This is a genomic window from Sphingobium sp. WTD-1 (assembly GCF_030128825.1).
Taxonomy (GTDB): Bacteria; Pseudomonadota; Alphaproteobacteria; order Sphingomonadales; family Sphingomonadaceae; genus Sphingobium.
Genome location: NZ_CP119127.1, coordinates 1,281,403 through 1,305,720 on the forward strand (window position 1 = coordinate 1,281,403; position 24,318 = coordinate 1,305,720).

Here is a 24,318-nt window from a genome sequence, read left to right on the forward strand (position 1 = left end):
GGCGCATGACCACCGACCTCAAAGGCCCTGTCGCCACCGAAATCGAGGCGCGGCTGCGCGCCGCCCTGACTCCTGCCCATCTCGCCGTCATAGATGACAGCGAAAAGCATCGCGGCCATGCCGGCCATGACGGGTCGGGCGAAAGCCATTTCACCGTGGAGATCGTCGCCGAACGGTTCGTCGGCCAGAACCGCGTCGCTCGCCAGCGCCTGGTCAATGCCGCGCTCGCCGACCTGCTGCGCGACAAGGTCCATGCCCTCGCGATCAAGGCCCGCGCACCCGGAGAAGCCTGACCCCAACGACAGGAGCCGTCCCATGTCGAGCGACAATTTGCTGCTGCAGACGATCACGCCAACGACCCATGATCTGGGCGATTTCAAGGTGCATCGCGCGCTCCCGGCAAAGGAGCGGACCATGGTCGGCCCCTTCATCTTCTTCGACCAGGCAGGGCCGGCGCTGTTGCCGACGGGGCAGGGGGTGGACGTCCGCCCCCATCCGCACATCAACCTCGCCACCGTCACCTATATGCTGGAAGGGACGTTCCTCCACCGCGATTCGCTCGGCACGCAGCAGTTGATCGGTCCCGGCGCGGTCAATCTGATGACCGCGGGCAAGGGCATCGTCCATTCGGAACGCACCCCGCCCGCCGATCGCGGCCATGACAAGAAATTGCTGGCGATCCAGACCTGGCTCGCCTTGCCGGAGCGCGACGAGGAATGCGATCCCGCCTTCGAGCATGTCGAGGGCGGCGGCCTGCCGGTGCTGGAGGATCATGCTTCCTGGGCGCGGGTCATCATGGGCACGCTCTGGGGTGAGACGGCGCAGGTCTCAACCTATGCCGACACCATCTATGCCGATATCCAGCTGCGTCCCGGCGGGTCCATCCCGGTCGATGCGATTGCGGAGGAGCGGGCGCTCTATCTCTGGCAGGGATCGGCCACGCTCGACGGCATCGAACTGGCGCCCCAGACCCTCTATGTGCTGCGCCCCGGCGTGCCCGCGACGCTGCACAGCGATCATGGCGCCAATCTCGTCCTGTGCGGTGGCGAGGCATTCGCGACCCCGCGCCATGTCTGGTGGAATTTCGTGTCCTCTCGCCCGGACCGGCTGATGCAGGCGCGCGAGGATTGGGATGCGATGCGCTTCCCGCTCATTCCGGGCGACGATCAGGAATTTATCCCGATCCCGCAGGGCCGGCCCAAGACCGTCAGCTACCCCTAACGGCCGAACGAAGATTTATTCTACGAAGGTCAGCGACAGATTCTCGGCATTCTTCGGAATGTCGATCCGGCTTTCGTTGATCGACGCTTCCTCGCCGGGCTTCAGCCGGGCCTTGTCCGCCTTGGTGGTCCAGCTGAACACCAGCCGGTTCTGCCGATCGCGCAGTTGCACCAGCACCGGCGGCACCGGCAGCGCCTGCTTGCCGCTGTTCACGATCCGCGCGCCAAAGGCGAAATATTCCTCGCCGGTCGGCAGCTTGCGCCGCTCGGCTGGCTTGGACAGATAGAAGAGCAGGTCCGGATCGCCCTCTTCGGCGACCAGCCCCATATTCACCGCCCAGGCCGGCGGCCCGAAATAATGGAGCGCAGCGCCGGCGGCCGCGACCAGCAGGAAGAAGAGGACGGCGGCCCAGGTCAGCAGCTTGGCGCCATTGCGCCGACGCTTGGCCGGCAGCGACGGCGGCGGTGGCACCTCTTCGGCGGGCTGCGACACGCCGGCATAGATGTCGTCGAACCGGTAATCGGGGGCGATCGCGGGTGTCGGCTCGGCCGCAGGTTCGACCGGCGGCGGGGCCGCGGCCTCCGGCTGCACGGGTGCGACCGGTTCCGGCTCGGGCGCCGGCGTGAATCGCATCGGCGCTTCGGCGGGCGCCGCTTCCACGGGGGGGCGCGGTGGCGGAGGCGGAGCGGGTGGCGGCGCGACCGGCGCGGGCATCACCGGTTCCGGCGCCTCTTCGCGCGGCGCGGGGGCGGGGCCTTCCTGGAACCAGCTATGCTTGCAGGCGGCGCACCGCACCTGGCGTCCGTCCGGACCGACGGCGGTGTCGGGCACGATGTAGCGCGTCGCGCAATTGGGGCACACCAGGATCATTCTGCTTCATAGGCATGGCAGGGACTCTAGGGCAAGAGTCTGAAATGCGGCGCGACCGATCGCAGCGACTCGCGGCATTGTGCGGGATAGTTTGTCGGCCCGCCCTTTACGCATCCCCGCCGCCTGTGCCATGGCAGGGCTTCGGGGAAGCAGGGAGCGCATCAGCGCCACACATTATATATGTCGGCCATCGTCCAGTTCGAAAATGTCGGTCTGCGCTATGGTCTGGATAGCGAAACCCTGTCCGACGTCAGCTTCTCGCTCAACAGCGGCGACTTTTATTTCCTCACCGGAAGTTCGGGTGCGGGCAAGACCTCGCTGCTGAAATTGCTCTATCTGGCCCAGCGGCCCAGTCGCGGCGTGATCCGCATGTTCGGCGAGGATGTGGTGACGCTTCCCCGCAAGCGCCTGCCCGGTTTCCGCCGTCGCATCGGCGTCGTGTTCCAGGATTTCCGCCTCGTCCCGCATCTGTCCGCTTATGACAATATCGCCCTGCCGCTGCGGGTCGCCGGCATGAATGAAGGGGAAATCGACGCACCGGTCAGCGAAATGCTTAACTGGGTGGGGCTGGGCGATCGCGGCCAGGCGCGACCAGCGACCCTGTCGGGCGGAGAGCAGCAGCGCGTCGCCATCGCCCGCGCGGTGATCGGCCGGCCGGAAATATTGGTCGCCGACGAACCGACCGGTAACGTCGACGCAGACATGGCCCGCCGCCTGATGACCCTGTTCGAAGCGCTTAATCGCCTCGGCACCACGATCGTCGTCGCCACTCACGATCTGCCGCTGATGGCGCAGGTGGCGAGCGCGCAGATGATGCGGCTGGACAAGGGCCGGCTGGCCGATCCTACCGGCGCGCTGCGCTATCCGCCCCGGCCGCAGGGCGGCGCCTGATGGCCGGGGGCAATCGTCGCAGCGCCGCCGCCGCGCGCCATCGCCTGCTGCCCGCTGGTCGGGTGGCGGGGCCGATGCCCTGGATCATCGCGATCATGATGTTCCTGACCGTGCTGGCCGCCGCTGCGGGCCTCGGCCTTGGCACCGCCGTTCGCGCGATGAGCGCCGATCTGGCCGGTCGCGCCACGGTTCAGGTGGTGGAGGCCGATGCGCAGCAGCGCGACCGTCTCTCGGCCCGCGTGCAACAGGCGCTGCGCGGCAATCGCGATGTGCGCCAGGTCGCGCCGGTCCCGGCTGCGACGCTGGCGCAGCAGCTGCGTCCCTGGCTCGGCGCCGATGTGACCAGCGGCGACCTGCCGATCCCGGCGCTGATCGATGTCAGCCTGACGCCGGGCGATCCGACGGCCAAGGTCGACCGGTTGCGCCGGTCGCTTGCCACCCTGTCGCCCAGCCTGCGGGTCGAACCCCATGCCGCCTTCCTCGCGCCGCTGGCCGGCCTGCTCACCGCGCTAGGCTGGCTGTCGGGCGGGCTGGTGCTGCTGATGGGGCTCGCCACCGGCGCCGTCGTCGTGCTGGCGGCGCGCGGCGCGCATGACAGCCATCGCATCACGATCGAGGTGCTGCACCTGATGGGCGCGACCGATGTGCAGATCGCCCGCCTGTTTCAGCGTCGGATCGCGCTCGATGCGACCATGGGCGGCGCATTGGGCTTTTCCTTCGCCGTGCTGGTGATCCTGCTGATCGGCGCACGCCTGTCGGCCACCGGATCGCAGCTGATGGGCGCGGTCGCCTTGCCTTGGAGCAGCTGGGCGCTGCTCGCGGCGCTGCCGATTGCCGGCATTCTCCTGTCGACGCTGACCGGCCGCTGGACCGTGCTGCGCGCGCTCGGGCGCTCGCTATGATCGTCCGCCTGATCGCCGTTGCGCTGCTCGGCTGGATGCTGGGCTTTGCCTGGTTCGCGATGTTCCTGCCCCAGCCGCTCGACGGGCGACAGACCGACGCGATCGTCGTGCTGACCGGCGGCGCCGGTCGCATCGACCGCGGGCTGGCCCTGCTGGAGGAAGGCGCGGCCAAGCGCATGCTGATTTCGGGCGTCGACCGCTCGGTTCGCCCGGTCGAACTGGCGGCTGAATATAAGACGCGCCTGTCGCTCTTCACCTGCTGCATCACCCTGGGGCGCGAGGCGATCGACACCCGCTCCAACGCGATCGAAACGGCGCGCTGGCTGGAACGGCGCGATTATAAAAGCGTCCGCCTCATCACCACCGACTGGCATATGCGTCGCTCCGCGCTGGAACTGCGCCAGGCGCTTCCGGGCCGCGTCAACCTGGTCTATGACGCCGTGCCCAGCCGTCCCAGCCTCACCATATTGGTGCGGGAATATAATAAATATCTCGCGCGCCGCGTGGCCGCGCTCTTTGGTATCTGATCCATGCCCCTGTTCACTGCCTTTCGCTCGCTCGTCTTCATGCTGGCCTTCTATGTCGGCACGGCCTTCTTCGTGCTGGCGGCCGTCATCGGCGGGATGTTCAAGCCCGCGCATGTCCAGTCGGCGGCGACCGGCTGGAGCCGCTTTCATCGCCTTTGCGTGCGCTGGATATTGGGGCAGCGGATCGTGGTCGATGGCGACCTGCCGATCGGTCCCTATCTCTACATCATCAAGCATGAATCGATGTTCGAGACGATCGATCTCCTCTGCCTGTTCGACCGGCCGGTAATCGGCGCGAAGCGCGAACTGCTCGACATTCCCTTCTGGGGCGGCATCGCGCACCGCTATGGCCTGATCCCGATCGAAAGGACCGCCGGCGCCAGCGCGCTGCGCAGCCTGCGCGCTTCGGCCAAGGACGCCGTGGCGCAAGGGCGGGCGGTCTGCCTCTTCCCTGAAGGCACGCGCGTGCCGCATGGCGAGGCGCCGCCGCTCAAGTCGGGCTTTGCCGGCCTCTACAGCCTGCTCGGGCTGCCGGTGGTGCCGATCGCGATCGACAGCGGCGTCGTCTCGCCGCGCGGCAAGTTCCTGAAGCGCTCCGGCACCATCACCTACAAGGTGGGCGAAATCGTCCCCACCGGCCTCGACCGCAAGGAAGCCGAGGTCCGCGTCCACGCCGCGATCAACGCGCTTAACCCGGCTTCAGCCCTTATCGGTCAGTGAGACCGGCCGAAATCGGGCTTGGCGTCGTCCTGGCCCTGTTCGATGATCGACCGGCGGATCGCGCGGGTGCGGGTGAACAGGTTGAACAGGGCGTCACCGTCATTCCAGCGGATCGCCCGCTGCAAGGCTGACAGATCCTCCGAAAAACGCTGCAGCATTTCCAGCACCGCGTCCTTGTTCGCCAGGAACACGTCGCGCCACATGGTCGGGTCCGACGCGGCAATGCGGGTGAAGTCGCGGAAGCCGCCGGCCGAATATTTGATCACCTCGCTCTGAGTGACATTCTCCAGGTCGCTGGCCGTGCCGACGATCGTATAGGCGATCAGATGCGGCAAATGGCTGGTCACCGCCAGCACCAGGTCATGATGCGCCGGGTCCATCGTCTCGACATCGGCGCCAACCCGGCGCCACAGTTCCGACACCCGCTCGACGGCGGTGGGATCGGCATCGGCGGGCGGGGTGACGATCGACCAGCGCCCCTTGAACAGGGTGGCAAAACCCGCTTCCGGTCCGCTATTTTCGGTGCCGGCCACCGGATGCGCCGGGATGATGATGCGGCCGGGCAGGGCGGCATTGAGCTGCGCCAGCACGTCCGCCTTGCACGATCCCACATCGCTGATGATCGCATCGGCCGGCAGCTCGTCGGCAATCTCCGCCGCTGCCGCGCCCATGGCGCGAACCGGCACGCACAGCACCACCAGTTCGGCGTCGGTGACGGAGGCGCCGGCCGTATCGGTGATGTCGTCGCACAGGTCGATGCACCGCGCGGTTTCGCGCACGGCGGGATCGGCATCATGGCCGGTGACGCGGACGGTCGGCATATATTCGCGGATCGCCCGCGCCAGCGAGGAGCCGATCAGGCCAAGGCCGATGATGGTGACACGGGAAAAGGGCAGCATCGCGTCAGGCCGCTTCCGCCATGGCGCGCAGCTTGTTCGCGACGGCGCGGGTCTGTTCCTCGGTGCCGATGGTGATGCGCAGGCCGTTGGGCAGGCCCTGGCCGGGCAGCCAGCGGGTGGCATAGCCCTCGTCCCACAGCCCCTTCATCGCCGCCTCGGCGGTCAGCTTGCCGTCGAACAGGATCAGCAGGAAATTGGTGCGGCTGGGCACGGCGCGCAGGCCGTGGTTGGAGAGGGACGCGATCTCGCCGGCGAGCCATTCGCGCCATTGCGCATTATGGGCGCGGCTCGCCTCGACCCATTCATGGTCGTGAATCGCGGCGACTGCGGCGGCCTGGCCGGCAGTGGTCACGTTGAACGGCGCGCGGATGCGGTCAAGGATGTCGATCACGTCCTGACTGGCATAGCCCCAGCCGATCCGCTCGGCGGCCAGGCCATAGATTTTCGAGAAGGTGCGGGTCACGAACACGTTGGATGCGGTCTTCGCCAGTTCCAGCCCCGCATCATCCTCGTCCGCGTCCAGATATTCGGCATAGGCCTGGTCCAGCACGAACAGGATATCGGGGCGCAGCCCGGCATGCAGCCGCGCAATCTCTTCCCGGCTGGTCATGGTGCCGGTCGGATTGTTGGGATTGGCGAGGAAGACGACCTTGGTCTTCTCCGTCACACAGGCCAGCAGCGCGTCGACGTCGGTGGCGTAATCGGCGTCGGGCGCCTCGATCGGCGTCGCGCCGACGCGGCGGGCGGCGATGTCATAGACCGAAAAGCCGTAGCGGACATAAAGCACCTCGTCGCCTGGCCCGGCATAGGCGCTGGCGGCGATGTGCAGCAGTTCGTCCGACCCGGTGCCATAGATGATGCGTGCGGGGTCAAGCCCATGGACCGCACCGATCGCCTCGCGCAGCTTGGCCGCACCCGGATCGGGATAGGTGGCCAGGTCCGCCGTCGCCGCCACCAGCGCCGCGCGGGCGGCCGCACCGGTGCCGAGCGGGTTCTCGTTGGCGGACAGCTTGATCAGCGGCCGGCCATCATCGGCGGCGGACTTGCCCGGCACATAGGCATGAATGCCGAGAATCCAGTCCTTGGGGGCGGGTTTTGCTGCAGCGTCGCTCATGGAGCGCGGCTTTAGCGGCTTCCGCGCCAAAGGCAAAGCGGCTGGATCAGCGCGGCGCAGCCAATTCTTGCCGCGCCAGTTCGCGCTGGGCACGGAACACCGGATCGGACTGCAACCGCGCATAGGTAGCCGATGCCACGACCCGGCCGGCCAGCGTGTCGCTCAGCCAATGGGCGCGGCAGATGACCCGGCTTTCGCCAAATTCATAACCGCGCTTGAGCAGCGCATCCTGCTTGTCGGGCATGACGTCGGTCAGGACCAGCGCCAGCATCCAGCCGATTGCGGTATGGCCCGACGGATAGGAGCCATCCTTGCGCAGCATCGGCTCGTCCTGCGGGCGGCAGGTATTGCCGTCATGCTCTACGAACGGGCGCACCCGCTGATAATGGCCCTTGGCGCGCGAGGTGGAGAAAGCGGCATCGGCCGCCGCGCGGCGCAGCAACATGGTGAGGTGGGGGTGGCTGCCGTCCGACAGCGACAGGCCGGCGATCGGCTCGAACGACTGGACCATGTGCGGCCAGCCCAGGTCCGCGTCCGACGCGGCCAGCGCCTGGCGATCGGCCGGCGCGGCAAGCGCGGCGCGATAGGCTTCCTCGTCGGCCGCCTTGGCGGCGGTGCCGGGGGCGGGCGGGGGCGGCAGCAGGGTCAGGCTGTTGGGCAGGGCGGCGGGGTCGAGATAGCCGCGCGGAAAGGGGATGGCCTTGGTCAGTTGCCCGACCGCCTCGATCGTGGTCGGCGGCACCGGGGCGCTGGCCGACGGCGGCGTGGCGGTGGTCGCACAGCCGCTGACCAGCAGGATCGATGCCAGAAGGAATGTCTGTTTATGGAGTGTGCGCATCGCCTGTCCGCCTTTTGCTTTGGGGCCTGACGCCCGGCCCTATCAGCAGGGGCAGGGCGCGACCATCGGTGCTTCTCCCGATAGGTGGCGGCGGCTTGTCCCTCAAGCGCGCTTGCCGATCCCCTTCTCGATCAACGCGTTGGCGATGTCGGCAATCTCCTGCGCCGAGCGGCTGTCGTCCCACACGCCATAACGCAGGCCCAGGAACACATTCATCCCCATGATCGCCCAGGCATGGACTTCCTCCACATCCGCGCGCACGTCGCCCTGCTGCGCGGCCTTCTTCAGGCGCGCGGCCATGCGGGTGGCGGTATTCTCATAATGGGCGCGATAGGCGGCCTGGTCGACGAATTCGGCCTCGTCGATGATGCGGTAGATTTCCTTGTGGGCGCGGGCGAATTCCAGAAAGCTCAGCAGACCGATCCGCTCCGCCTCGATCCCGTTACGGGCATCGGCGATGCGCGGCGAGACATAGTCGCGCACCTGACCCGACATGTCGTTGACCAGCGCGCGGAAGATATCGTCCTTGCTGTCGAAATAGGTGTAGAAACTGCCCAGCGCACAACCGGCCCGGCGGGTGATGCCGCTGATCGACCCGTCGTGAAATCCCTTTTCGCCAAACTCCTCGGCCGCCGCCGACAGCAGCGCGCGCAGTGTGCGTTCGCCCCGCGCGGTACGCGGCGCCTTGTCGTCGCGTCTCTCATCCCGTGGGGAAGCCGGATCGGTCATGCTCTCTCCCTCTGCCTGCCAATATGCGTCTTTTCAACGCGTTGTGGACGTCTGGCGGCCTTGTTCGCCGTCCCTCATATTTGAAGTTGAAAGCTGGTTCAACTTTCATTATTCAAGGGGCAAGCAGATTGGCTACCCGGATGACCGGGGGCAGCTTCAGGAGAGGAAACGCCGATGAAGGCCCATTACAGCATTCGTGCCCTTGCCCTCGCATCCGCCGCCTGGACCGGCGCGATGGCATTCCCCGCCTTCGCGCAGGACGCATCGGCGCCCGCCGCCGACACCGAAGAGGCCGGCATCATCGTCACTGCCCGCCGGCGTGAGGAAACGCTGGTGTCCGTGCCGATCGCGGTCAGCGCCTTCTCTGGCGCTGATCTGGAACGGGGCGGGGCGATCGACATCAGCGATCTTGCCAATGTCACCCCCAACACCACGCTGGAGGCGTCGCGCGGCACCAATTCGACGCTGACCGCCTTCATCCGCGGCGTTGGTCAGCAGGATCCGGTTTCCGGCTTCGAACAGGGCGTCGGCATCTATCTCGACGATGTCTATCTCAACCGGCCGCAGGGCGCACTGCTCGACATCTACGACGTCGAACGGATCGAGGTGCTGCGCGGCCCGCAGGGCACGCTCTATGGCCGCAACACGATCGGCGGCGCGGTCAAATATGTGACCAGGATGCTGCCGCAGGACTTCTCGCTCAAGCTCAAGGGCACTTATGGCAGCTATGATCAGGCCGATGGCATCATCAGCGTGTCGGCGCCGATCGGCGACCTGATGCGCGTCGGTGGCGCCTTTGCCCGCCTGTCCCGTGGCGGCTTCGGCAAGAATCTCACCACCGGGCAGGATAATTATAACAAGGATGTCTGGGCCGGCCGCGCCACCTTCGAAATGGGCGGCTATGGCGCCCCGGTGCTGATGCGCATCACCGGCGACTATACCAAGGACAAGAGCAATCCGCGTGGCGGCCATCGCCTGATTCCGGGGCAGGCATCGGGCGCGCCGGTGCTGGACGATGTGTTCGACACCCGTGGCGGGCTGGTCGATCCCAAGCAATATGTGAAGTCCTACGGCCTGTCGATGAACCTGACGGCCGAACTCAATGATGCGGTGACGCTGCGCTCGATCAGCGCCTGGCGCAAGGATGACAGCGCCTCGCCGATCGACTTCGACGCGCTGCCCGCTGTCGATGTCGATGTGCCGGCCTATTACAAGAACGAACAGCTCAGCCAGGAATTCCAGCTGCTCTACGATAAGGGCCGGCTGCACGGCATGGTCGGCTTCTATTATCTCGATGCCAGCGCCGACACCCAGTTCGATACCCGCATCTTCACCACCGTGGCCGGGCTGACCGCCTTCACCCAGGCCAATGTCGATACCGAAACCTATGCCGTGTTCGGCGACATGAGCTTCGACCTGACCGATCAGCTCAGCCTGTCGGCTGGTGGCCGCTATACCTGGGATACGCGCCGGGCCAATATCCTGCGGCAAAGCTATCTGGGTGGCGGCTCGCCCGTGTTCGACGGGGCGGGCATTCCCTTCGGTGCGCCCAGCACCAACTTCCGTGGCGAGCGCGAGTTCAAGAAGTTCACGCCGCGCTTCTCGGTCAGCTACAAGCCGACCGCCGATCACAATATCTACGCCAGCTATTCCAAGGGCTTCAAGGGCGGCGGCTTCGACCCGCGCGGGGTCGGCACCAACGCGCCCGACCTCAATGGCGACGGCATTCGTCAGGACAGCGAAATCGCCTCCTTCCTCAGCTTCGCGCCCGAACAGGTCGACAGCTATGAAGTCGGCTACAAGGGCAATCTGATGGACGGCGCCCTCTATGTCGCGGTCGCCGGCTTCTATGCCGACTATAAGGATGTGCAGATCCCCGGCTCGGTCGCCTGCACCGTCAATGTCGGCGGCGTTGCGACGCCCTCCTTCTGCGGTGTCGTGTCGAACGCCGGCAAGGCGCGCTTCAAGGGGCTGGAGTTCGAAAGCAATGCCCGCCTTGGCCGCGATATCTTCAGCGGCGGCGACCGTCTGAACCTGCAGACCGCGATCGGCTTCATCGATGCCGATTATCGCGAATATATCGCCAATATCGCCAGCGTGCCGACCGATGTCGCCGACTATCGCCGGGTCCAGAACACGCCGAAATGGACCGCCAGCGGCACGCTCAGCTATAATGTCCCGGTGGGGGATGGCAGCCTCTATTTCGGCAGCACCGTCTCCTGGCGCTCGAAGACCTATCAGTTCGAAATCCCCAACCCCTATATCGATCAGAAGGGCTATGCGCTGTGGGATGCGAGCCTGGTCTATACCGCGCCCAGCGATCGCTGGAGCATCGGCGTCCATGGCAAGAACCTGCTCGACAAGGAATATAAGACCTCGGGCTATACCTTCGTCGCGGCCAATCCGGTGACCGGTGCGATCATCAACAATGCGGCCGGCTATCCCACCCCCTCGCTCGGCAAGGAAGGCACGCTGACTGCCTTCTACGGCAACCCGCGCCAGGTGTTCGTGACCGGTTCGGTCAAGTTCTGATCCAAAGGCCGTCATTGCGAGCGGAGCGAAGCAATCCATGGGCGCTGCGTGGATTGCTTCGCTTTGCTCGCAATGACGTATGAAATCGGTCTAGGAAGCGCAGATGAAGCCCCAAACCTCCCCCGCCTATCGCGGCGTCGTGCTGGCGATGCTGCTGCTGGTCTATACCTTCAACTTCCTCGACCGGCAGATCCTGGGCATCCTTGCCGGGCCGATCAAGGCGGAGCTGGGGCTGACCGATACCCAGCTCGGCGCGCTCGGCGGTATCGCCTTCGCGCTGCTTTATTCGACGCTGGCGATCCCGCTGGCGCTGCTGGCCGACCGGACCAGCCGCACCTGGGTCATCACCGTCAGCCTTGCCATCTGGAGCGGCTTTACCGCGCTGTGCGGCATGGCCGGCAACTTCATGCAGATGTTCCTGTTCCGCATCGGCGTCGGCGTGGGGGAGGCGGGCGGTGTGGCGCCTTCCTATGCCGTCATCTCCGACTATTTTCCGCAGCATCAGCGCGCCCGTGCGCTTTCCATCTATTCGCTCGGCATTCCGCTCGGCTCGGCCGGCGGCGTGCTGCTGGGCGGCTATATCGCCCAGACCGTCGAATGGCGCACCGCCTTCATCGCGGTCGGCATCATGGGCATCCTCATCGCGCCGCTCTTCCGCCTGGTGGTACGCGAACCCGCCCGGCCGGTGCAGTCGGGCACGCCCGTGCCGGTCAGCGCCGTGTTCGGCATCCTCGCGGCCAAGCGCAGCTTCTGGTTCCTGGCATTGGGCGCGGCGTGCAGTTCGATGTGCGGCTATGGCGTCGCCTTCTGGCTGCCCAGCCTCTTGATGCGCAGCTTCGGCCTCGACCTGCTGGGGGCTGGCCAGTTCCTCGGCGGGCTGCTGCTGCTGGGCGGGGTCGCGGGCGTGCTGCTCGGCGGTTTCCTGGGCGACGCGATGGGCAATCGCGACAAGGCCTGGTTCGCCTGGGTGCCCGCGATCAGCTATGTGATCGGCATGCCTTTGTTCGTGGTCGGCGTGCTGTCGTCCAGCGTATCCTTCGCCTTCGCCTTGTTCCTGATCCCGCAGGCCTTGGTCTATGTCTGGCTCGGCCCGGTGCTGACCGCCGTGCAGCATCTGGTGCCGCCGCATATGCGGGCCAGCGCCTCGGCGACCTTCCTGCTGATCAACAATCTGGTCGGCCTTGGCCTTGGCAGCTGGAGCGTCGGCGCCCTGTCCGACGCGCTGACCCCGACCTACGGCAATGAAGCGCTGCGCTACGCCATCGTCGCGGCGCTTGGCTTCTACCTGCTCGCCGGCCTGTTCATGGCGCTCGCCGGCAAGGCGCTGCGCAAGGATTGGGTGACGGCCTGACGCTTGAAGTGACAGGGCGTCGCCCTGTCACTTTCGCTGTCGGCTCAGCGCTCCTTGGTGGCGCTGAACTTCACCTTGGGATGGCGTTCCTGCTGATAGCCGATGTCCCAGGCACTGCGCGCCATGAACACCAGATTGCCGTCGCGATCCTTGGCCATGTTGGCGCCATTATAGGCGACCAGATCCTTGATCGCCTGATCGTCGCCGCTGATCCAGCGGGCCGTGTCGAACGGCGACTGCTCCAGCCCGGCGGCGACCTTATATTCCGCCTCCAGCCGGCTGATCAGCACTTCCAGCTGCAGCTGGCCGACCACGCCGACGATCCAGTTGCTGCCGATTTCCGGATAGAAGACCTGGATCACGCCCTCTTCGGACAGGTCATCCAGCGCCTTGCGCAGTTGCTTGGTCTTGGTCGGGTCTTTCAGCTGGACGCGGCGCAGGATTTCCGGCGCGAAATTGGGCAGGCCGGTAAAGCGCAGGCCCGGCTTCTCGCTCAGCGTGTCGCCCACGCGCAGCGCGCCATGGTTGGGGATGCCGATGATGTCGCCGGGGAAGGCCTCGTCCGCCAGTTCACGGTCCTGCGCGAAGAACAGGATCGGCGAATGGACGGCCAGCGCCTTGCCGCTCCCGCTCGGCGTCAATTTCATGCCGCGGCGGAACTTGCCCGACACCAGCCGCATGAAGGCAATGCGGTCGCGGTGCATCGGGTCCATGTTCGCCTGCACCTTGAAGATGAAGCCGGTGACTTCGCTGCCCTCGGGCTCGACCGGGGCCGGCTCGGCCGGCTGGGCGCGCGGCGGCGGCGCATGCGCGGACAGCGCGTCGATCAGCTCGGTCACGCCGAACAGCTTGAGTGCCGATCCGAAATAGACCGGGGTCAGGTCACCATGGCGATAGCGTTCCAGGTCGAACTCGGCATAGCCACCCTGGGCCAGTTCGGCTTCCTCGCGCAGCTTTTCCAGGCCCCGCTCGGACAGATAGTCGGCGAGCTTGGGATCATCCAGGCCGCTGAACTGGTGGCGGGTGCCGTCAAATTCCTTGGACGGGCCGGTGGGCTGCATCAGCCGGTTGGTGGCGAAGTCGTAGATACCCTCGAACTCGCCGCCCATGCCGACCGGCCAGCTCATCGGGCAGACGTCGAGCTGCAACTGGTCCGCCACCTCGTCGAGCAGGCCGAACAGCTCGCGGCCCTCGCGGTCGACCTTGTTGACGAAGGTGATGATCGGCACGTTGCGCAGGCGGCAGACCTCGAACAGCTTCCGCGTCTGCGGCTCGATGCCCTTGGCCGCGTCGATCACCATCACCGCCGAGTCCACCGCGGTCAGGGTGCGATAGGTATCCTCGCTGAAATCCTCGTGACCTGGCGTGTCGAGCAGGTTGAAGGTGATGGTCTCGCCATCGCGCGTCCGCTCGAACGTCATGACCGAGGATGTGACGGAGATGCCGCGCTGCTGCTCGATCTTCATCCAGTCCGACCGGGCGCGCCGGTTCGCGCCGCGCGCCTTGACCTCGCCGGCCAGGTGAATCGCGCCGCCTTCCAGCAGCAGCTTTTCGGTCAGCGTGGTCTTACCGGCGTCCGGGTGGGAAATGATCGCGAAGGTGCGGCGGGATGGGATGCTCATGATGCTGTTTTCTGGGGTCCGAGTAAAATAACCCGTTCGCCCTGAGCGAAGTCGAAGGGCCTTGCCGAGCAGAGGCGAGGCACTTCGCTGCGCTCAGTGTAGGGCTTCGACTTCGCTCAGCCTGAACGGAACTTGGGAAAGCCCGTTACACGTCGACCAGCGTCACGTCCATGCGGAAGGATCGGCTGTCGCCCGGCAGCAGGGTCATGACACCCTGCTTGTCCCAGACATCGCCGGTGAAGCCGACCGGGTCGGCCATGCCGGCCCAGGGTTCGACGCACAGATAATGGGCGCCCGGCTTCTGCCACAGGCCGAGCCAGGGCGTATCGGGGAAATCGATCTTCAGGTGGGGCTTGCCGGGCACGCCCCAGGTCAGCGATCGGCTGGCGAGATCGTCCCAGATAAGGGCATCGCCGGCGAACATGGCATGGGTCGGCGCCAGTTCCTTGCCCTCGACCGGCGAGGGGACGCTTTCCAGCGCGATCAGCCCCGGCTCGCTGCCGACCTTGCGGATCGGCGCGGGTTCAGCCTGCTCGAACAGGATGCGATGGTCCTCGACGCTGCCGCCATAGGGCAAAGGCCAGGCGAAGGCGGGGTGATAGCCAAAGCAGAAGGGCATCGCCGTCTCGCCCCGGTTCATGACGGTCGCTGTCATGCGCAGGCTCGGCCCCTCCAGCACGAACCCCATGTCGAGGCGGAAATCGAACGGATAAACGGTGCGCGTATCCCGGTCCGCCTCCAGCCGGAACAGCGCGGCTTCCTCATTGCGATGGACCAGGGTGAAGGGGCTGGTCCGGGCAAAGCCATGCTGGCCGATCGGATAGGCGACATCGTTCAGCCGATAGACGTCGCCGCGCGATCGGCCGACGAACGGGAAGAGCAGAGGGGCATGGCCGGTCCACCATTGCGGGTCGGCATCGGTCATCAGTTCGCGCCCCTGCGCATCGGTCAGCGACCAGAGTTCGGCGCCCAGCGGCGATATGCGGGCGGACAGATTGTCGGAGGCGATGGCGATGCGGTCGTTCATGGCAAAACACTCCTGTTTGTCCAGCGGCATAGAGCCGGATCGTCATCTGTGGAAGCGCCTTGGGCTTCCACAGATGACGTGAAACAGGCTCTATTCCAAGGTCCGATGCGGCAAATCCCTACTGTCTCGCCTGCCGCGCAATCGTTACGTTGCGGAACCGACATGGGGGCTGGCGGGTTGAGCCAGCGGGAGGACCAATGATGAAAATTGCCGTATCGACCGCCACGATCCTGCTGCTGCTCGGCACGTCGGCGCTTGCCCAGGAACAGGGCAAGAAGAGGGACGACACGCTCGACAAGGCGGGCGAAATCGCGTCCCAGCCGGCCCGCGATGTCGGCATCGAAAAGACGCAGGTGCCGCCGATCCTCGTCGCGGCCGAGGAAAATCCCTATGCCGCGCCATCGGGCAAGACCTGCAAGGCGCTGAATGGCGACATGGCGGCGCTCAACAAGGTGCTTGGTCCCGATTTCACCATCGGCCGCGAAGCCAATGAGGATCGTACCAGCAAGATCGCCGAGGGGGTGGGCAAGTCGCTGGTCAATTCGCTGATCCCGTTCCGCGGCGTGGTGCGGGAAATCAGCGGCGCCGCCCCGGCGGAACGTCGCCTGCGCGCCGCGATTGCCGCCGGTCTCGCCCGGCGCGGCTATCTGCGCGGCATGGCGTCGGCCAAGGGCTGCAAGATTACGGGCTGATCTCCGGCGCCGCCGGGCGCGGCGCCCCGAACAGCAGCAGCCAGATGGCAAAGGCGCCTTCGCCCAGCAACGGCACGAAATCGAGCTGGCCGGGGATCGCCTCACCGATCGCCGGTGACAGCAAAGCCAGGCTGCGGGCGACCAGATGGACCGCGCCGCCCGCCATCAGCAGCGCACCGACCGCCACCGGCAATCGGCGCGATCGGATCGCCAGCCAGCCGGTCAGCAGGCAATAAATGCCGAAGAAGATGAGGCTGATGCCGTAGAGATCATTGTGGAGGCTGAGGCTGATCCGCACCAGCGACTGCACTTCCGCCATCGGGATGCCGGGATGCGGCGCGCCATCGATCAGCGCGAGCGGCAGCAGATGGAGCAGGCTGTTGCCCGCCAGCACGGCAATGCCGGTCAGGCTGAACAGGGCGGCTATGCGCGCCAGCACCCGCCCGGTCGGCGCGAACAGGCCATAGAGCAGTGCGGTGACTGCCAGATAGCAGCAGAGCATGGCGACATCGCTCGCCCCGCCGGCGCGATAGAGCCAGGGATAGTCGGCGATGTTGCGCATCGTCTCGCGTCCGTTGCCGGGCACGATCAGGGCCGCGCGCACCACCGCCTCGGCAAACATGCCGCAGCCAATGGTGCCGATGTAGAAGAGGCCGGCGAGGCGGGCCTGAAATCGTTCAGCCTTCCCGTCCATCGCCGGCCTTTCCTGTCTTAGCCGCGCAGGCTCGCGCCCAGCTTCTGGGCGGCCTTGACCACGGCGGCGCTGATCGCGTCCAGCTCTTCCTGAGCGAAGCTCTTTTCGCCCGGCTGCAGCGTGATCTCGACCGCCAGCGACTTGTGGCCTTCATCGACGCCGGGGCCGGTGAAGACGTCAAACAGGCGCGCGTCGACGATCGCCTTCTTGTCCGCGCCCTTGACCGCGCGCACCAGTGCATCGGCCTCGACCGCTTCGGGCACCAGGAAGGCGAAGTCGCGCTTCACCGCCTGCAACGCCGGCGGGGCGTAAGGCGCGCGCATGAAGCCGCTCTTGCGCTTGGCCGGGATCGCATCGAGGAAGATTTCGCCCGCAACCACGGTGCCCGACAGGCCGAACTGCTTGGCGAGGCTCGGGTGCAGCACGCCATATTCGGCCAGCACCACCTTGGGGCCAAGGCGCAGCGTACCCGACTGGCCGGGATGATAGGCCGCCGAGGACTCGCCCATGCTCTGCAGATTGCCGACCGGCGCGCCGGCGGCCGCCAGCAGTGCGATCACTTCGCCCTTGGCGTCGAACGCGTCGAAGGGCTGGGCCTTGCCGCTCTGCCAGCCGCGCGGCGTCTTCTCGCCGGCCAGCACGAAGCCGACCGTGGCGCGCTCGCCCTGCTTGAAATAGCGCCGGCCGAGTTCAAACAGTCGGATCGACGTCGCGCTGCGATCGACATTGCGCTTGGTCGCCGACAGCAGGCCGGGCAGCAGCGAGGGCCGCATGACCTTCAGATCCTCCGAGATCGGATTGGCCAGCGTCCAGTCGCCACCGCCAACGCTCGCGGCTTCCTTTTCGGAAATGAAGGACCAGTTGATCGCTTCGGCCAGGCCGCGGGCGGCGGCGGTACGGCGCACGCGGCGCTCGACCAGCTGCTCGGCCGTGGCGGTCGGGCGGGCGACGCCCGGCACGCGCGGCAACGGGGTGGACGGCACATGGTCCAGGCCGACGATGCGCACCACTTCCTCGACAATGTCAGGCCAGCCATCGACGTCGCGGCGCCAGGTCGGCACGCTGATCGTCCAGTGGCCCGGCACGCTCACCGGCACGCCGTCCTGATATTCGATGCCGCCGGCCTCGCCGCTGACGCCGAAGCCCAGGCTCTCCAGGATGCGCTTCTGCACGTCATGCGGCACATCGACGCCGGCCAGCGCCAGGCACTGGTCGGGCGCATAGGCGACCGTCTTGGGCGTCGCGGGCGGGGTGCCGGCACGGGTCGCTTCCGACGCGGTGCCACCGCACAGGGTCATGACCAGGCTGGTGGCGATCGACAGGCCATCGTCCAGGAAGGCGGGGTCGACGCCGCGCTCGAACCGGCCGCGCGCATCTGAGGTCAGCGCCAGCTTCTGGCCGGTCACCGCGATGCGCTCGGGCGTGAAATAGGCGCATTCGATCAGCACGTCGGTGGTGCCGTCCTGCGCGCCCGAATGTTCGCCGCCCATGATGCCGCCAATGTCATGCACGGCCTCGTCGTCGGCGATGACGGTCATCGTCTCGTCGATGGCATAGGTCTTGCCATTGAGCGCCAGCACTTCCTCGCCGGTCTTGCCCTTGCGCGCGACCAGTCCGCCCTTCAGCGTCGCCATGTCATAGACATGGAGCGGCCGGCCGAGGTCGATCATGATGTAGTTGGTGATGTCCACCAGCGCGCTGATCGGCTTCTGGCCGATTGCCTTCAGTCGGCGCGCCATCCATTCGGGCGAGGCGCCGTTGGTCACGCCCTTGACCGATCGGGCGAAGAAGGCGGGGCAGCCGTCGACATCGTCGGTGCGCACGTCCGGACCCGGACCCACGCCGGCAATTTCCGGCACGATGATGGCATTGAGCGTGCCGAGGCCCGCCGCCGCCAGATCGCGGGCGATGCCGCGCACGCCCATGCAGTCCTGACGGTTCGGCGTGATCGACACGTCGATGACCGGATCGTTGAGGCCCGCCCAGTTCGCATAGACTTCACCGACCGGCGCGTCGCCGGCCAGTTCGATGATGCCGTCATGATCGTCACCCAGCTCCAGTTCGCGGGTGGAGCACATCATGCCGTTGGATTCGACGCCGCGAATGGCGGTCTTCTTGAGCACCATGCCGTTGACCGGCACCACCGCCCCCTCGACCCCGAACACGCCGATCAGGCCGGCGCGGGCATTGGGTGCGCCGCACACGACCTGCAACGGATTGCCGTCGCCATGGTCGACGCTCAGCACCTGCAGCTTGTCGGCCTGCGGATGACGCTCGGCGGTCAGGATCTTGGCGATCTTGAACGCGCCCAGCTTCTCGGCCGGGTTCTCCACATCCTCGACTTCCAGCCCGATGGCGTTCAGCGTCTTGAGGATGGTGGCCAGGTCCGCGTCGGTCTTGAGGTGCGTCTTGAGCCAGCTCAGGGTGAACTTCATGCGCCGACTCCTCCCGACAGCGTGGGCACGTCGAGTGCCGAGAATCCATAATGTTTCAGCCAGCGCAGATCGCCGTCGAAGAAGGCGCGCAGGTCGTTCATGCCATATTTCAGCATGGCGAGACGATCGACCCCGGTGCCGAAGGCAAAGCCCTGCCATTCGTCGGGATCAAGCCCGCAGGCCTCGATCACGCGGCGGTTGACCATGCCGCTGCCCAGCACTTCCAGCCAGCCGCCACCGGGCGCATCGCCGTCGCCGCCGATGACGCGCTGGCCATTGGTCAGCGTGTAGCCGACATCGACTTCCACCGAGGGTTCGGTGAAGGGGAAATAGCTCGGGCGCAGGCGCAGGACGATATCTTCGCGCTCGAAAAAGGCCTTGAGGAAGGTTTCCAGCGTCCACTTCAGATGACCAAGCGTGATGCCCTTGTCGATCACCAGACCCTCGATCTGGTGGAACATAGGCGTGTGGGTCGCGTCGGAGTCGCTGCGATAGACGCGGCCGGGCGCGATGATGCGGATCGGCGGCTCCTGCGTCATCATCGTGCGGATCTGCACCGGCGAGGTGTGGGTGCGCAGCAGCATCTTCTTCTGCCCTTCCTCGTCCGGGAAGTAGAAGGTGTCGTGCATCGCGCGTGCCGGGTGCGTCTCCGGGATATTGAGCGCGGTGAAATTATGCCAGTCGTCCTCGATCTCCGGACCCGTCGCGACCGAGAAGCCCAGGTCGGCGAAGATTTCCGCCAGCTCATCCATCACCTGGCTGACGGCATGGACGCTGCCCTGCGGCCCCAGATCGGCGGGCAGGGTCATGTCCACCTTTTCCGAGGCGAGGCGGGCATCGAGCGCGGCCTGCTCCAGCGCGGCCTTGCGATTGGCGATCGCGGCGGTCACGCTTTCGCGCAGATCCTGGATCGGCGGGCCTTTCTCCAGACGCTCTTCGGGCGACATGCCGCCCAGCGTCTTGAGCAGGCCGGTGACGACCCCATTCTTGCCCAGCGCGCCCACGCGCAGTCCTTCCAGCGCGTCCAGCGTGTCGGCAGCCTCGATGTCGGCGATCAGGCCGGCTTTCAGTGCGCTAATTTCGGTCATATCATTCGTCATTCCCGCGAAGGCGGGAATCCATCTCCCGCGCTAACCAATCATCCTGACGCTCAATCGATGCGCCGACTGTCCAATGGCTCAAAGCCCAAATCGATAGCCAGATCGCGCCAATCGGGATTGCTCCGTTCGATCAGATCGATCTTCCATTGCCTGTTCCACTTCTTGATCTGCTTCTCGCGCCGGATCGCTTCCTCTATGGATGCGCCGCATTCGAACCAGACCAGTCGCTTGACCCCGTAGTCGCTGGTGAAGCCTTCGATCAAGCTAGAACGGTGCTGTTACAGGCGTTGCACGAGGTTTGATGTGACGCCGACGTAGAGTGTGCCATTTTTATGGCTCGCCAATATATAGACTGTCGGATCGAACTCGCGTTGCATCGGCGGCGTCCGGAGATGGATTCCCGCCTTCGCCGGAATGACTTGGCTTTAAGCCCGCGCGCCCAGCAGCGCGCCGCCAAAGCCGATGAACATCAGGCCGGTGCCGCGGTTGAACAGCTTCTGCCGGTTGGCGGGCGCCAGCCAGCGGGCAAGGCGCAGGCCGCCCAGCGCATAGACCGAATACCAGAAGCTCTCGATCACCACGAAACTGACGATCAGGATCGCGAGCTGAAGCCAGAAGGGGCGGGCCAGGTCGATGAACTGGGGGAAGAGCGCCGCGGCGAAGATGATGAGCTTGGGGTTCGACAGGCCGGTCAGCAGGCCGGTCGCATAAAGCGCACGGGCCGAGCGGACCGGGCCGGCATCGCTGCCGTCGGCGGACCCGACCGGCGCGCGCCAAGCCTTGATCCCCAGCCAGATGAGATAGGCGACGCCGGCATAGCGCAATATGTCGAACAGGCGTGGCGACGCCTTGAGCAGCGCGCCAAGGCCCAGCGCGGAGGCGATCAGGCACAGCAGCACAGCGCTCATCAGGCCCGCCATCGTCACCAGCGCCTTTCGCGGCCCATGGGCGATGCTCTGCGTCATCACATGCAGCATGTTGGGGCCGGGCGTGGCCGAGATCAGGAAGACCGCCGTGACATATAACCACCAGAGATGCAGCGACATGGGATGGTTCCTCAAATGTCAGGCTGCCCCCAGAAATCCGTTCGGGCTGAGCCTGTCGAAGCCCCCGTCAGAGCGCCTTCGACTTCGCTCAGGACGAACGGGATAAAGCCGGAAAAACAAAAAGGGCGCCGAAGGCATCTGCCCCGGCGCCCCTTTTACGATCTTGCGATCGATCAGCGTCAGGCTGCGGGCAGCGCAGCCTTGGCCTGGGCGATGATGGCGCTGAACGCCTCGCCTTCGTGCATCGCGATGTCGGCCAGGACCTTGCGGTCCAGCTCGACGCCGGCCAGCTTCAGGCCGTGCATGAACTGCGAATAGGTCAGGCCTTCAGCGCGGACACCCGCGTTGATGCGCTGGATCCACAGGCCACGGAAGGTGCGCTTCTTGACCTTGCGGTCGCGATAAGCGTACTGGCCGGCCTTTTCGACAGCCTGGCGAGCGACGCGGATCGTGTTCTTGCGACGGCCATAATAGCCCTTCGCCTGAACCAAAATCCTCTTATGCTTCGCCTTGGTGGTTACACCACGTTTTACGCGTGCCATTGTCCTCTACTCCTTACTTCAGGCCGTAGGGTGCCCAGAGGCGGACGTGAGCCACGTCGGCATCGGACAGCACGGAAGTGCCACGGTTCTGGCGAATATACTTGGCGTTGTGCGAGATCAGGCGGTGACGCTTGCCAGCGACGCCGTGCTTGACCTTGCCGGAAGCGGTGAACTTGAAGCGCTTCTTCACACCGCTCTTGGTCTTGAGCTTGGGCATTTTCGTCTCCTTGTTTGGCGCGACGATTACAGACAGCCACGGCAGCCCTAGTTAGCCGGGCGGTCTCACTGAATATCGCGAAGGGCGGCCCATAGTCGGCTGCGCCCGCAAAAGCAAGCGATTCGGACCCAAAGGCGGCATGCCCGCGTTGACCCCGCCATGGCCGATGTCGAACCTGTGCCGCCCAGCGCGTCCAAGCCCGCCCAGCCCGGTGGCGCGGCTGTCCATCTGCGCCGCGCGCGCGACCGCTGGCGCGCCCTGCCGCTGCCGGCGCGCATCCTGCTGTGGATCATCGGCATCCTCTTCGCCTTGTGGCTGATCCTCTTCATCACCAAGGGGCGGTTCCTGAAAGGGCCGTTCGAGCGCATCCTGTCCGCCCGGCTGGAGCGGCAGGTCCAGGTCGGCGGCGACTTCCAGCTCTATTTCGCGCCGATCGCGATCAAGTTCCGGGCGGAAGACATGCGTATCGCCAACCTGCCCTGGGCCAGCCGGCCCGACCTGTTTCGCGCAGACCTGATCGACACGCGGATCGCGCCCTTGAGCCTGATCTTCGGCAGCAGATACCGCGTCCCCTGGCTAGAGCTGCGGGGTGCCGCCGTGGACCTCGAATGGTCGCGCGATCGCCAGCATAATACATGGACGCTGGGCGACCCCGATCGCAAGGGCGAGCCGATGACATTGCCGCTCGTCCGCCGCGCGCTGCTGGCCGGCACGACGATGCGCTATCGCGATCCGGTGCTGATGCTGTCGACCGATATCGGCTTCGAGACGGTGAAGGCGCAGGACACCCGCTTCGCCAGCGACGTGCGCCTGTCCGGCACCGGCACGATGCGCGGCAAGCCCTTCACCCTCAAGGGCAGACTGCTGTCGCCCAACGCCACCGTCACCGGCGGCAAGAACAGCCTGGCGCTGCGGGCACAGGCGGGCGCGACCGTGCTGGAGGTGACCGGCACGCTGCCCGGCGCGACCGAGTTGGAGGGCAGCGACCTGCGCGTCGTGGCGCAGGGCCCCAATCTCAGCCATTTGTTCGATTTCCTGGGCGTCGCCATTCCCGGCACCCGCCATTATCGCTTCACCTCGGCCCTGACCAAGGCGGGCGAGGAGTGGCGCTTCACGCATCTCAAGGGCCGGTTCGGCGATTCCGACCTTGCAGGGCGCTTCACCGTGTCGTTGCCGAACAACCGCCTGCTGCTCGACGCCGATCTGGCGACGCAGCGGCTCGACATCATCGATGTCGGCCCCTTCATCGGCTATGATCCGCAACGACTGGATGCGCAGGGCGGGGCGGGCGCGATCACGACCGTGCAGGGCACGCCGCGCCTGCTGCCCGACGCACCGCTGCGGATCGAGGCGATCCGCAATTTCGACGCCAATGTCCGCTACAGCGTGAAGACGATCCGCGCGCCCAATGTGCCGATCGCCAATGCCGCTATGACGGTGAAGCTCGACCATAGCCTGCTGACGCTCTCGCCTTTGACCTTCGACATGGCGGGCGGTCATGTCGCGTCGGACATAGAGATCAACGCCCGCAACCAGCCGGTGCGCACGAGCTATGACGTCCGCCTGGCGCCCACGCCGATGGGCACGCTGCTCGCCCGCTGGGGCGTCGAGCAATCGGGCACGACCGGCATGGTCAAGGGGCGGATGCAGATGACGGGCCTGGGCGATACCGTCCATGACTCGCTCGCCACCGCCAATGGTCGCATTGCCGTCATCCTGCCGGCGGGCAGCATGTGGGCGCGCAACGTCCAGCTCTCCGAAATCGATGTCGGCACCTTCATCACCAAGATGTTCGAGCAGAAGCTCAAGGACCCCGTGCAGATCAATTGCGGCCTCATTGCCTTCACCGTGCGCGACGGCGTGGCGGCGGCCGACCCGATCCTGATCGACACGCGCAAGAATGTGATGATCGGCCGGGGCGGCTTCTCGTTCAGGAATGAAAGCCTCGACCTCGCCTTCCGCGCCGATGGCAAGAAGATCAGCCTCTTCTCCGGCCAGTCGCCGGTCGGCATTGGCGGCTATTTCGCCCGGCCGTCGATCAACGTCATCAGCCCGGACCTGATCGCGCGCGGCGGCGCGGCGGCGGCGCTGGGCATTGTCGCGACGCCGATTGCCGCGACACTGGCCTTTGTCGATGTCGGCGATGCCAAGGCAGCGGCCTGCGGCCCGGTGCTGGCCGGCGCCGATGCTGCCGCCCAGCGCACCCGAGGTGGCAAGCCGCGCGACGATGTCGGCCGCGGAACCACCGCAAAGGATGAAGCGGGCAAGGGCAGCAAGGCCGAGAAGAAGGCGCAGGACAAGAAGTTCCTCGGCATCTTCTGAACGACACGCGCCGGGCTTATCCTGTGG

23 protein-coding genes and 1 pseudogene are annotated in these 24,318 nt (G+C 66.1%); 10 read left to right on the forward strand and 14 right to left on the reverse strand.

What is annotated here, in order from left to right; translation table 11 throughout:
- The first annotated feature begins 5 nt into the window (after nt 1-5).
- Together N6H05_RS06360 and N6H05_RS06365 are read left to right on the forward strand one after the other, a co-directional pair.
- The gene (locus N6H05_RS06360; protein ID WP_284113129.1) at nt 6-293 is read left to right on the forward strand and encodes a BolA family protein; all 288 of its coding nucleotides are present in this window, start codon (nt 6-8) and stop codon (nt 291-293) included.
- Between the two features lie 22 nt (nt 294-315).
- Entirely contained in the window at nt 316-1,221 is a 906-nt protein-coding gene (locus tag N6H05_RS06365; RefSeq protein WP_284113130.1) for a pirin family protein, read from the forward strand.
- A 15-nt stretch (nt 1,222-1,236) separates the two neighbouring features.
- On the opposite strand, the gene N6H05_RS06370 is transcribed toward N6H05_RS06365, so the two are convergent.
- Complete coding sequence (locus tag N6H05_RS06370) at nt 1,237-2,091, reverse strand: MJ0042-type zinc finger domain-containing protein (RefSeq protein ID WP_284113131.1); 855 nt, start codon at nt 2,089-2,091, stop codon at nt 1,237-1,239.
- Nucleotides 2,092-2,271: 180 nt separating this feature from the next.
- Between N6H05_RS06370 and ftsE the strand changes: the two genes are divergently transcribed.
- Genes ftsE through N6H05_RS06390 form a run of 4 tightly spaced genes read left to right on the forward strand, consistent with a single transcriptional unit; the run spans nt 2,272 to nt 5,131 of the window.
- Nucleotides 2,272-2,982 carry a cell division ATP-binding protein FtsE gene (gene ftsE, locus N6H05_RS06375; RefSeq protein ID WP_284113132.1) on the forward strand — a complete coding sequence of 237 codons (711 nt, stop codon included), beginning with the start codon at nt 2,272-2,274 and terminating at the stop codon, nt 2,980-2,982.
- A complete protein-coding gene (locus N6H05_RS06380; protein ID WP_284113133.1) occupies nt 2,982-3,884 on the forward strand; it encodes a cell division protein FtsX in 903 nt (300 codons plus the stop codon). Before ftsE ends, N6H05_RS06380 begins: the two co-directional genes overlap by 1 nt.
- Complete coding sequence (locus tag N6H05_RS06385; RefSeq protein WP_284113134.1) at nt 3,881-4,411, forward strand: YdcF family protein; 531 nt, start codon at nt 3,881-3,883, stop codon at nt 4,409-4,411. Before N6H05_RS06380 ends, N6H05_RS06385 begins: the two co-directional genes overlap by 4 nt.
- 3 nt (nt 4,412-4,414) lie before the next feature.
- Complete coding sequence (locus N6H05_RS06390) at nt 4,415-5,131, forward strand: lysophospholipid acyltransferase family protein (RefSeq protein WP_284113135.1); 717 nt, start codon at nt 4,415-4,417, stop codon at nt 5,129-5,131.
- On the opposite strand, the gene N6H05_RS06395 is transcribed toward N6H05_RS06390, so the two are convergent.
- The 4 genes from N6H05_RS06395 to N6H05_RS06410 form a co-directional block, all read right to left on the reverse strand.
- The gene (locus N6H05_RS06395) at nt 5,125-6,030 is read right to left on the reverse strand and encodes a prephenate/arogenate dehydrogenase family protein (protein ID WP_284113136.1); all 906 of its coding nucleotides are present in this window, start codon (nt 6,028-6,030) and stop codon (nt 5,125-5,127) included. The genes N6H05_RS06390 and N6H05_RS06395 overlap by 7 nt on opposite strands.
- A 4-nt stretch (nt 6,031-6,034) precedes the next feature.
- Nucleotides 6,035-7,144, reverse strand: a complete 1,110-nt coding sequence (gene hisC / locus N6H05_RS06400; RefSeq protein WP_284113137.1) for a histidinol-phosphate transaminase — start codon at nt 7,142-7,144, stop codon at nt 6,035-6,037.
- A gap of 46 nt (nt 7,145-7,190) precedes the next feature.
- Nucleotides 7,191-7,982, reverse strand: a complete 792-nt coding sequence (locus tag N6H05_RS06405; protein ID WP_284113138.1) for an acid phosphatase — start codon at nt 7,980-7,982, stop codon at nt 7,191-7,193.
- 102 nt (nt 7,983-8,084) lie between these two features.
- Nucleotides 8,085-8,711, reverse strand: coding sequence for a TetR/AcrR family transcriptional regulator (locus N6H05_RS06410; protein WP_284113139.1), 627 nt, complete (start codon nt 8,709-8,711; stop codon nt 8,085-8,087).
- A gap of 174 nt (nt 8,712-8,885) precedes the next feature.
- Between N6H05_RS06410 and N6H05_RS06415 the strand changes: the two genes are divergently transcribed.
- Nucleotides 8,886-11,243, forward strand: a complete 2,358-nt coding sequence (locus N6H05_RS06415; protein ID WP_284113140.1) for a TonB-dependent receptor — start codon at nt 8,886-8,888, stop codon at nt 11,241-11,243.
- Nucleotides 11,244-11,346: 103 nt separating this feature from the next.
- Nucleotides 11,347-12,594 (forward strand): spinster family MFS transporter, encoded by a 1,248-nt coding sequence (locus N6H05_RS06420; protein ID WP_284113141.1) that lies wholly within the window; start codon nt 11,347-11,349, stop codon nt 12,592-12,594.
- Between the two features lie 44 nt (nt 12,595-12,638).
- On the opposite strand, the gene N6H05_RS06425 is transcribed toward N6H05_RS06420, so the two are convergent.
- Together N6H05_RS06425 and N6H05_RS06430 are read right to left on the reverse strand one after the other, a co-directional pair.
- On the reverse strand, nt 12,639-14,216 hold the full coding sequence (locus tag N6H05_RS06425; RefSeq protein ID WP_284113142.1) for a peptide chain release factor 3: 1,578 nt from the start codon (nt 14,214-14,216) through the stop codon (nt 12,639-12,641).
- A gap of 145 nt (nt 14,217-14,361) precedes the next feature.
- Nucleotides 14,362-15,243 carry an aldose 1-epimerase family protein gene (locus N6H05_RS06430; RefSeq protein ID WP_284113144.1) on the reverse strand — a complete coding sequence of 294 codons (882 nt, stop codon included), beginning with the start codon at nt 15,241-15,243 and terminating at the stop codon, nt 14,362-14,364.
- A gap of 197 nt (nt 15,244-15,440) precedes the next feature.
- Here N6H05_RS06430 and N6H05_RS06435 point away from each other — a divergent pair, with 197 nt between their 5' ends.
- Complete coding sequence (locus tag N6H05_RS06435) at nt 15,441-15,935, forward strand: hypothetical protein (protein ID WP_004208924.1); 495 nt, start codon at nt 15,441-15,443, stop codon at nt 15,933-15,935.
- On the opposite strand, the gene N6H05_RS06440 is transcribed toward N6H05_RS06435, so the two are convergent.
- From N6H05_RS06440 to rpmI, 7 genes and pseudogenes are all read right to left on the reverse strand, one after another.
- Entirely contained in the window at nt 15,925-16,629 is a 705-nt protein-coding gene (locus tag N6H05_RS06440) for a DUF4386 domain-containing protein (protein ID WP_284113145.1), read from the reverse strand. The genes N6H05_RS06435 and N6H05_RS06440 overlap by 11 nt on opposite strands.
- 17 nt (nt 16,630-16,646) lie before the next feature.
- The gene (gene pheT / locus N6H05_RS06445; RefSeq protein ID WP_284113146.1) at nt 16,647-19,064 is read right to left on the reverse strand and encodes a phenylalanine--tRNA ligase subunit beta; all 2,418 of its coding nucleotides are present in this window, start codon (nt 19,062-19,064) and stop codon (nt 16,647-16,649) included.
- Nucleotides 19,061-20,152, reverse strand: a complete 1,092-nt coding sequence (gene pheS, locus N6H05_RS06450; RefSeq protein WP_284113147.1) for a phenylalanine--tRNA ligase subunit alpha — start codon at nt 20,150-20,152, stop codon at nt 19,061-19,063. The genes pheT and pheS overlap by 4 nt, the downstream gene beginning before the upstream one ends.
- Before the next feature lie 62 nt (nt 20,153-20,214).
- Nucleotides 20,215-20,541: pseudogene (locus N6H05_RS06455) on the reverse strand (GIY-YIG nuclease family protein).
- 48 nt (nt 20,542-20,589) lie between these two features.
- A complete protein-coding gene (locus N6H05_RS06460) occupies nt 20,590-21,210 on the reverse strand; it encodes a LysE family translocator (protein WP_004208918.1) in 621 nt (206 codons plus the stop codon).
- A gap of 179 nt (nt 21,211-21,389) precedes the next feature.
- Nucleotides 21,390-21,752, reverse strand: a complete 363-nt coding sequence (rplT, locus tag N6H05_RS06465; protein ID WP_004208917.1) for a 50S ribosomal protein L20 — start codon at nt 21,750-21,752, stop codon at nt 21,390-21,392.
- 13 nt (nt 21,753-21,765) lie between these two features.
- On the reverse strand, nt 21,766-21,969 hold the full coding sequence (gene rpmI, locus N6H05_RS06470; protein ID WP_004208916.1) for a 50S ribosomal protein L35: 204 nt from the start codon (nt 21,967-21,969) through the stop codon (nt 21,766-21,768).
- A 159-nt stretch (nt 21,970-22,128) separates the two neighbouring features.
- Here rpmI and N6H05_RS06475 point away from each other — a divergent pair, with 159 nt between their 5' ends.
- Nucleotides 22,129-24,291, forward strand: coding sequence for an AsmA family protein (locus N6H05_RS06475; protein WP_284113148.1), 2,163 nt, complete (start codon nt 22,129-22,131; stop codon nt 24,289-24,291).
- Nucleotides 24,292-24,318: the final 27 nt, after the last annotated feature.